This window comes from Streptomyces hainanensis, assembly GCF_004348415.1.
GTDB classification, from domain to species: Bacteria; Actinomycetota; Actinomycetes; order Streptomycetales; family Streptomycetaceae; genus Streptomyces; species Streptomyces hainanensis.
Genome location: NZ_SMKI01000406.1, coordinates 1 through 7149, shown reverse-complemented (window position 1 = coordinate 7149; position 7149 = coordinate 1). Strand labels below are relative to the sequence as shown.

The following is a 7149-nucleotide window of genomic DNA, read 5'->3' as shown; positions in this document are numbered from 1 at the left end:
CCCTCCGCGAGGCCACCCTCGACGGGCGCCCGCTCGACCCCGCCACCCTCGCGACGAGAGCGGCGACCAACGCGCGACGGAACCTGCGGGTTCGTCTCACCGATAACACTTCTCTGCCCCTCCTCCGCCGACGAGTCCTCTGCTCGTCGTGCGGCGCGACCGTAGCCGGCGGACCCCGGGAGGGGTGCCGAGGAACCCGCCGCGGTCGGTAGTGTCGATGTCGCACACCGGGAGGGGGTGGGCATGGAGCCGCCGGCAACCAACTCGTCGAGCAAGGTCCATCTGCTGCCGAGGGACTTCGGCAGCCTGTCGCACGGCCTCCCGGCATCGGTCCCGCCCGGCACGCTGTTCGTGCTGGGCTCCGCCGGCGGCATGAGCGTCGCCCCCGACGCCGGGTTCCGGCTGCTCTTCGGCCGCAGCGCGGACGACGTCCACGTCCGCGTCGGCGCGGACGACCCCCACGTCAGCCGGCAGCACGGCCACCTCACGCGCGGCCCCGCGGCCTGGGTGCTGCACAACGACGGCCGGCTGCCGATCCGGCTCTCCCCCTCCCGGCTGCTGCTCAGCGGCGACCAGGCCGAACTCCCCAGCGGCTACACGCCGTTGTTCATCGTCGGCCCACGGCAGGAACACCTGCTGGAGATCCGGATCGCCGGTCCCGCACCGTCGACGCCCCCGGGGATCGAGTGCGAGGCCGAGACCCGCGGCCCCAGGGTCTGGCCGCTCACCCCGGTCGAGAGGCTGGTGCTCGTCTGCCTCGGCCAGCGCTACCTGCGCAACGACCCCTACCCCCAGCCGCTGACCTGGGCCCAGGTCGCCACCGAGCTGCGCGACCTCCACCCGGCCGAACGGTGGAGCGAACGCCGCGCCGCCCACATCGTGACCAACGTCCGCAAACGCCTCAGCGGCTCGGTGCGGGGCCTGTTGGAGGAGGAGGTCCCACCGCCGGTGGGCAACACCCTCAACCACAACCTGATCACGGAACTCCTGGTCAGCACGACGATCCTCAGGACGGACCTGAGCCTCCTCGACACCTGACCTTCGGTCCCCGCCGGGAACGGGCGCGCTCGCTGTTCCCTCCGAGCCGACAGGGGTAGCTTCCGGTTGTCACCCAGAACGGAGTGCAGCATGCCAAATCGCTCTGCCGAACACACCGGAGCGCGCATCGCACGTGCCCGAAAGGTGCGCCGGCTGACCCAGCGGGAACTGGCCGGTATCGCCCCCGTCTCGTACTCCACGATCACGAAGATCGAGCAGGGGATCCTCCCCGCCAGTCCGTCCGTGGTGGCCGCGATCGCCCGCGCGCTGTCCGTGCCCGTGACCGAGTTGACCGGGCAGCCCTACATGGACGAACTGAGACAGGATCAGCTCGACGGCCTGATCCAACCCATCCGGGAAGCACTGGACGTCTACGACTACGGGCCTGACGACGACGTCATGCCACGTCCGCTCGCCGACCTCGTCGAGCACGCCGAGGGGCTGTGCGCGCTCGTGCGGCGGACGAGCATCAGGCAGGCGGCGGCCGAACTCCCGGGCCTGATCTACGAGGCGACCGCGACCGCGCACGCGACGCGAAGCACGCCGGCCTGGCAACTGCTGACGAGCACGTACCGGACCGCCTACGACGTCACGTCCAAGCTCGGCTTCGCCGACCTGTGCACGGTGGCCCTCGACCGGATGGACTGGGCCGCGAGCCGTGCTTCGGACCCGGTGCTCGGCGGCATGCGTCAGTACATGCGGGCCCTGGCCTATCTACGCGGCGGGCAGTACACCCGCGGTCAGCGCCTTGTGCGGCTCGGCATGGCCACGCTGGAGCAGGCCGAGCCCGGCCGTGAGCGTGACGTACTCACCGGCCAACTGCACCTGGGCTCGGCGGTGCTGGCCGCGCGCGACCAGGACAAGGCCACAGCCGAGGGCTTCCTCGCCGAGGCTGAGCGGCTGGCGGCATCGACCGGTCCGGCCGAGAAGGTGCACTGGCTCAGCTTCGGCCCGGTCAACGTCGCCGTGCATCGAACCAGCGTGCTCACCGAGTTGGACGAGTACGACGAAGCGGTGCGCAGCGCCGCCACGGTGGGTGCCCCCGACGACTGGCCGCCGTCCCGGCTCGCCCACCATCACTCCGAGGTCGCCCGCGCCCAGATGTGGACCGGTGACACGGCCGGCGCCTTCAAGAGCCTCCAGGAAGCACGCCGACTGGCCCCGCAGCAGACCCGCTACCACCCGACGGTCCGCGAGACCTATGCCGGGCTCGACGCGGCCAAGCGTCAGTTGCCGACGACGTTCGTGAATTACGGCTCCTGGCTCGGCATGTAGCCCTGGGTGAAACGCGGGCCCCGACTGTCAATGACTACTGATAGTTGGGGCATCGTCACGGCGCGACCATGTGGCAGTCACCCGGACTGTCCGTCACATGGAGCCTGCCATGGACCCGATTCCCACCTTGCCCGACTGGATCCCGTCCGAGCGTCACGGTGCCCGGACGTTACCGGCCGGCCGGTGGTGGGACGCTGTCGTGGTCGACAGCTTCACCGCGATCTACGTGCTCGGCCGCCTGATCGGCCGCTCCGGTCCGGTGGTCGAGGACCAAGGGCGCCAACTCGCGCTCTGGCTGCTTCCGCCGGGGGCCGCCGCCAACTGGGACCTGCCAGGGGTACAGGTCCTCGGCCACGGTCACTACGTCACCATCCCGCCGGCCGAATGGTGCTGGGGGCCATGGTGGGAGGACGCGCGGCGGCCGATCCGCTGGCTGGTGCCCCTGCTCGGCGAGGACCATCGGGCCGATCCCGCCGCGCTGCACCTGGCGCTCGCCCGCACCGTGGCCGAGCCACCGGCCCGTCCGGCGTGGGGCGAGGCGGCTGGCACGGTGGTCACCGGACTGGAAGGCCCCGTCGAGCCGACCCTGCCCGTGGTGTGCGGCTACTGCCACCACCGTGTCGTGGCGGACGACGACCACGCCACCACATGCCCGTGGAAGTCCGGCAAGGCGTCCGCGCGGTGAGCCCCGGTACCAATCTTCGTTGGGGCACCCACGTACTGATGGGCCAACTGGTCACCGACCCCACCGGCCGCGTGGGCCGGCTCGACGGCGTACTCCACCACGTGGCCCGTGAGACCGGCCGAGTCCTTCACACCGAGGCCCACATCCGACCGGTCGACGGCAGCGGCATCGAATGGACTGCGGACGTGACCCTCCTGACGCTGGTGGCTAACACCCCCTGACCCCACGGCCACGGCCACCACCGTCGGCCGCGATGCCGTGGACGGGGCGGCTGATCGCGGCGCCAGCCGTTTCGCATCGCGGCGTCGGGCCCGCCGCCGATACCGTGGTGGCATGGCCGACCACATCACGGTTCTGACGACGACGGACAGCAGGGAGGCCGCCGAGGAGTTGGCGCGCTCGGCGGTGGAGGCGCGGTTGGCGGCGTGCGCGCAGGTCGACGGGCCGATCACCAGCGTGTACCGGTGGGAGGGGGCGGTGCGGACCGACCAGGAGTGGCGGGTGCTGTACAAGCTGCCGGCCGCCGGATACGCGGAGTTGGAGGCCCACATCAGGGCCGTCCACAGCTACGACACCCCGGAGATCATCGCCGCCGACATCGTCCACGGCAGCGCCGCGTATCTGGCCTGGATCGACCAGGAGACGGCGGCGCGTTGACCGACGTGGGCGGAGGCGCGCGCGGGGCGCGGCGGGCGAGCAAGTAGGGTGCGCCGGGTGAATGATGTTCGCGTCCCAGCCACGTTCCGTCTCGTCGTCACAGGGGGAGGAACCGGCGGTCACACGTATCCCGCACTCACCGCGATCCGTACGCTGCAGGCCAGGTTGGCGGCCCACGGCGGCGCGCCGGACGCCCTCGACGTCCTGTGGATCGGCACGCCAGAGGGTCTTGAGGCGAAGGTCGCGCCGGCCGCCGGCATCGCCTTCGCGACCGTCGCGACCGGGAAGATCCGGCGGTCCTCGAACCCGCTGAAGATGCTCGGCCCGGCGAACGTCCGCGACATGGCGCGGGTGCCGCTCGGTGTCGTCCAGGCCCGGAAGCTGATCACCGGGTTCCGCCCGGACGTCGTGCTCGCCACCGGTGGCTACGTCGCCGTCCCGGCCGGGCTGGCCACCAGGATGGCCAAGCGTCCGCTGGTGCTGCACGAGCAGACCGTCCGGCTCGGTCTCGCCAACCGGCGGCTGGCGAGTTCGGCGGCCCGGATCGCGTTGTCCTCCGAGTCGTCGCTGCCGCTCCTGCCGGAGGAGCTCAGGTCCGCCGCCGTCGTGACGGGGAACCCCGTGCGGCCCGAGGTCCTGACGGGCCACCCCGACAAGGCGATCGCCGCGCTCGGGCTGCCCGGCTTCGACCGGCGGCTGCCGACGCTCTACGTCACCGGCGGCGCCCAGGGCGCGCAGCAGATCAACGGCCTGATCAGGGACGCGCTTCCGTGGCTCCTGGAGCGCGCGAACCTCGTCCACCAGTGCGGGCCGGCGAACGTCGAGGCGCTGCGCGCGGCCGCGGCCTCGCTTCCGCCCCAGCTCGCGGGCCGCTACCACCTGACGGGCTTCGTCGGCTCGGAGCTTCCCGACGTGCTGGCGCTCGCCGACGTCGTGATCTCCCGCAGCGGCGCGGGCACTCTCGCGGAGCTGACCGCGCTGGGCAAGCCCGCGGTCTTCGTGCCGCTGGCGTCCTCGGCCGGCAACGAGCAGGCGCACAACGCGCGGCACCTCCAGGAGGCCGGCGCGGCCGTCGCCCTGGAGGGCCAGGTCACCGCCGATCAGCTGCGGGAGGCGGTCGGCCCGCTGCTGGTCGACCCGGCGCGGCGGCAGGCGATGGCCGCGGCGGCTCGGGCGCACGGACGCCCGGACGCGGCGGAACGGCTCGTGGACGTGCTCCTGTCGGTCGCCGCCGGGTAGTGGTCGGATAGCGGACGGGTAGCGGCCGGGCAGTGGCCGTGGCGGTCAGTCCGCCAGGGCCCGGTCGATCACGACCGTGTCGGCCGTCTGCCAGAGAGCGGTGAGGCGGCCGTCACGGACCGTCCAGACGTGGACGAAGCGGGTGTCCGTCGTGTGGCCCGTCCTGGTGAGGCTGTGGTAGTGGCCGAGGACGAAGACGCGGTCGTCGGCCTCGAAGAACTCGTCGCCCACCGGCTGGAGGTACTCGAACCGGGGGCGGAGCGCGCCGTAGAAGTCGCGGGAGACGCTCTCCCGGCCGTGGTAGACGCCGCCGCTGGGGAAGCCGGGCGTGACATCCCAGCTGATGTCCGGGGACATCAGCTCCCGGGCGACGGCCGGGTCGCCCTTGGAGTCGTACAGCCGGCGGACGACGGCGACGTTGGGGGAGTCGTGGGATTCGGGCGACTCGGGCGACTCGGGGGAATCGGGGGAATCGGCGGGCATGGTCGGCTCCTCGACGGTCCGGGGCACTCACGGCACCCGTCCGGGTACCTGCGACGCCGCGATCGAAACCCCGCCCGCCCCGGAAGAGCCTCCGGCGCGCCTCAGGAGGCGGGGAAGGGGACGCCCGTCAGCTCGGCCAGCGTGTCCAGCAGCCGGTCCTGGAACGCTGTGTCCTCGACGGCCGGGTGCGGCGGCCGGCGGCGGCGGTGGTACCAGTAGCCGCCGCCCTCGGTCGCCTCGGGGTCGTCGGAGACGGCGAGCCAGCACTGCGTGACATGCCCCTCCGTCAGGTCGTCGGGCGCGCCCGGGCCGCCCATCCGGGTGGGGACCCAGCCGGGGTCGACGGCGCTGCTCGCCACCTCGGGCCAGCGCCGCGCCACCGCCGCGGCGAGCGTCGTCACGTACAGCTTGCTGTCGCTGTACGCCTGGCCGGAGCGCCACGGGCGCGCCGTCCAGTCGATGTCCCGCAGCGAGGCGTCGCCGCTTTCGTGCGCCCCGCTGCTGACGTAGACCAGCCGTTGCGGGCGCTGGATCAGCGCGGTGAGCCGGTAGGGGGCGAGGGCGTTCACGGCCAGGACCCGCGCGTGGCCGTCCGACGTGGCGACGCGGTGCGACTCCAGGTAGACGCCGGCGTTGTGGATCACGGCGTCCTGCCGGCCCAGGCGGTTGACCTGCTCCGCGACCGCGTCCGTCTCGCCGGTGTCCGCCAGGTCGCCGACCACGACCCGCGCGTCCCGGCCGAGTGACTCCGCCAACTCCGCCGCCCGCCGGTCGTCACGGGCGTGGAGGGTCACCTCGTGCCCCTCGTCCAGCAGTTGCCGGGTGGCTCCGAGGCCGAGGCCGGTCGTGGAGCCGGTGACGAAGACACGTGCCATGGTGTGCGTCCTCCTGCGGAGTCGGTTTCAGTCGTCGATGGTCAGCGGGAACACCGCGGGGCTCACCTCGTCGGGGTCGGGGCCGCCCCGGACACCGGTGTCCAGGGCGTCGATCGCCGCGATCTCCTCGGCGGTCAGCGCGAAGTCGAAGACGTCGAAATTCTCCCTGATCCGGTTGGCGTGCACGGACTTGGGGATGGCGGAGAGGCCGTGGTCCAGGTGCCAGCGCAGCAGGATCTGCGCCGGGGTCCTGCCGTACGCGTCGGCCAGGCCGCGCACCGTGGGGTGTTCGAGCGGGTTCTTCGCGGCGGTGGGGTCGTCGGCCTGGTAGACGTTCACGCCGCCGATCGGCGACCAGGACTGGGTGATGATGCCGTGCTCGGCGTCGGCCTCGCGCACCGCCCGCTGGGTGAAGAACGGGTGCAGCTCGACCTGGTTGACCGCCGGCACGACCTCGGTGTGTTCGAGGAGGGTCGCCAGGTGGTCCGGGTTGTGGTTGCACACGCCGATCGCCCGCACCCGGCCGTCGGCGAACAGTCGTTCGGCGGCGCGGTAGGCGGCCACGGTCGCCTCCGCGTCGGCGGGCACCGGCCAGTGCAGGAGGTAGAGGTCCAGGTAGTCGAGGCCCAGCCTCCGCAGGCTGGCGTCGAAGGCGCGCAGCGCCCTGTCGTAGCCGTAGTCGCTCATCCACAGCTTGGTGGTGACGAAGATCTCCGACCGGTCGACGCCGGACCTGACGATGCCCTCGCCGACCTGCCGCTCGTTGAAGTAGGCCGCCGCGGTGTCGATGAGTCGGTAGCCGGTCTCCAGCGCGATCCGCACGGCGTCGACGGTGTCCTCGGGCGCGCTCTGGTAGACGCCGAGGCCGAGGGCGGGCATCTCGACGCCGTTGGGGAG

Annotated in this window: 9 protein-coding genes; 6 read left to right on the top strand and 3 right to left on the bottom strand. The window is 72.4% G+C overall.

Going from position 1 to position 7149, the window contains the following annotated elements:
* Window positions 1–243 precede the first annotated feature (243 nt).
* From E1283_RS28375 to E1283_RS28350, 6 genes are all read left to right on the top strand, one after another.
* A complete protein-coding gene (locus tag E1283_RS28375) occupies window positions 244–1038 on the top strand; it encodes an FHA domain-containing protein (RefSeq protein WP_132821024.1) in 795 nt (264 codons plus the stop codon).
* Between the two features lie 90 nt (window positions 1039–1128).
* On the top strand, window positions 1129–2313 hold the full coding sequence (locus tag E1283_RS28370; RefSeq protein ID WP_132821023.1) for a helix-turn-helix domain-containing protein: 1185 nt from the start codon (window positions 1129–1131) through the stop codon (window positions 2311–2313).
* Window positions 2314–2422: 109 nt separating this feature from the next.
* A complete protein-coding gene (locus tag E1283_RS28365; protein WP_132821022.1) occupies window positions 2423–2998 on the top strand; it encodes a hypothetical protein in 576 nt (191 codons plus the stop codon).
* Between the two features lie 38 nt (window positions 2999–3036).
* Window positions 3037–3219: a hypothetical protein gene (locus E1283_RS28360; protein ID WP_132821021.1), complete on the top strand. Its 183-nt coding sequence runs from the start codon at window positions 3037–3039 to the stop codon at window positions 3217–3219.
* Window positions 3220–3331: 112 nt separating this feature from the next.
* The gene (gene cutA, locus E1283_RS28355) at window positions 3332–3655 is read left to right on the top strand and encodes a divalent-cation tolerance protein CutA (RefSeq protein WP_132821020.1); all 324 of its coding nucleotides are present in this window, start codon (window positions 3332–3334) and stop codon (window positions 3653–3655) included.
* A 57-nt stretch (window positions 3656–3712) separates the two neighbouring features.
* Window positions 3713–4894 carry a UDP-N-acetylglucosamine--N-acetylmuramyl-(pentapeptide) pyrophosphoryl-undecaprenol N-acetylglucosamine transferase gene (locus E1283_RS28350; RefSeq protein ID WP_132821019.1) on the top strand — a complete coding sequence of 394 codons (1182 nt, stop codon included), beginning with the start codon at window positions 3713–3715 and terminating at the stop codon, window positions 4892–4894.
* 45 nt (window positions 4895–4939) lie between these two features.
* Here the strand turns inward: E1283_RS28350 and E1283_RS28345 are convergent, their stop codons facing one another.
* From E1283_RS28345 to E1283_RS28335, 3 genes are all read right to left on the bottom strand, one after another.
* Window positions 4940–5377, bottom strand: a complete 438-nt coding sequence (locus E1283_RS28345; RefSeq protein ID WP_132821018.1) for a nuclear transport factor 2 family protein — start codon at window positions 5375–5377, stop codon at window positions 4940–4942.
* 101 nt (window positions 5378–5478) lie between these two features.
* Window positions 5479–6252 carry an SDR family NAD(P)-dependent oxidoreductase gene (locus E1283_RS28340; protein WP_132821017.1) on the bottom strand — a complete coding sequence of 258 codons (774 nt, stop codon included), beginning with the start codon at window positions 6250–6252 and terminating at the stop codon, window positions 5479–5481.
* Window positions 6253–6279: 27 nt separating this feature from the next.
* On the bottom strand, window positions 6280–7149 hold an 870-nt coding region (locus E1283_RS28335; protein WP_132821016.1), incomplete at its 5' end, for an aldo/keto reductase.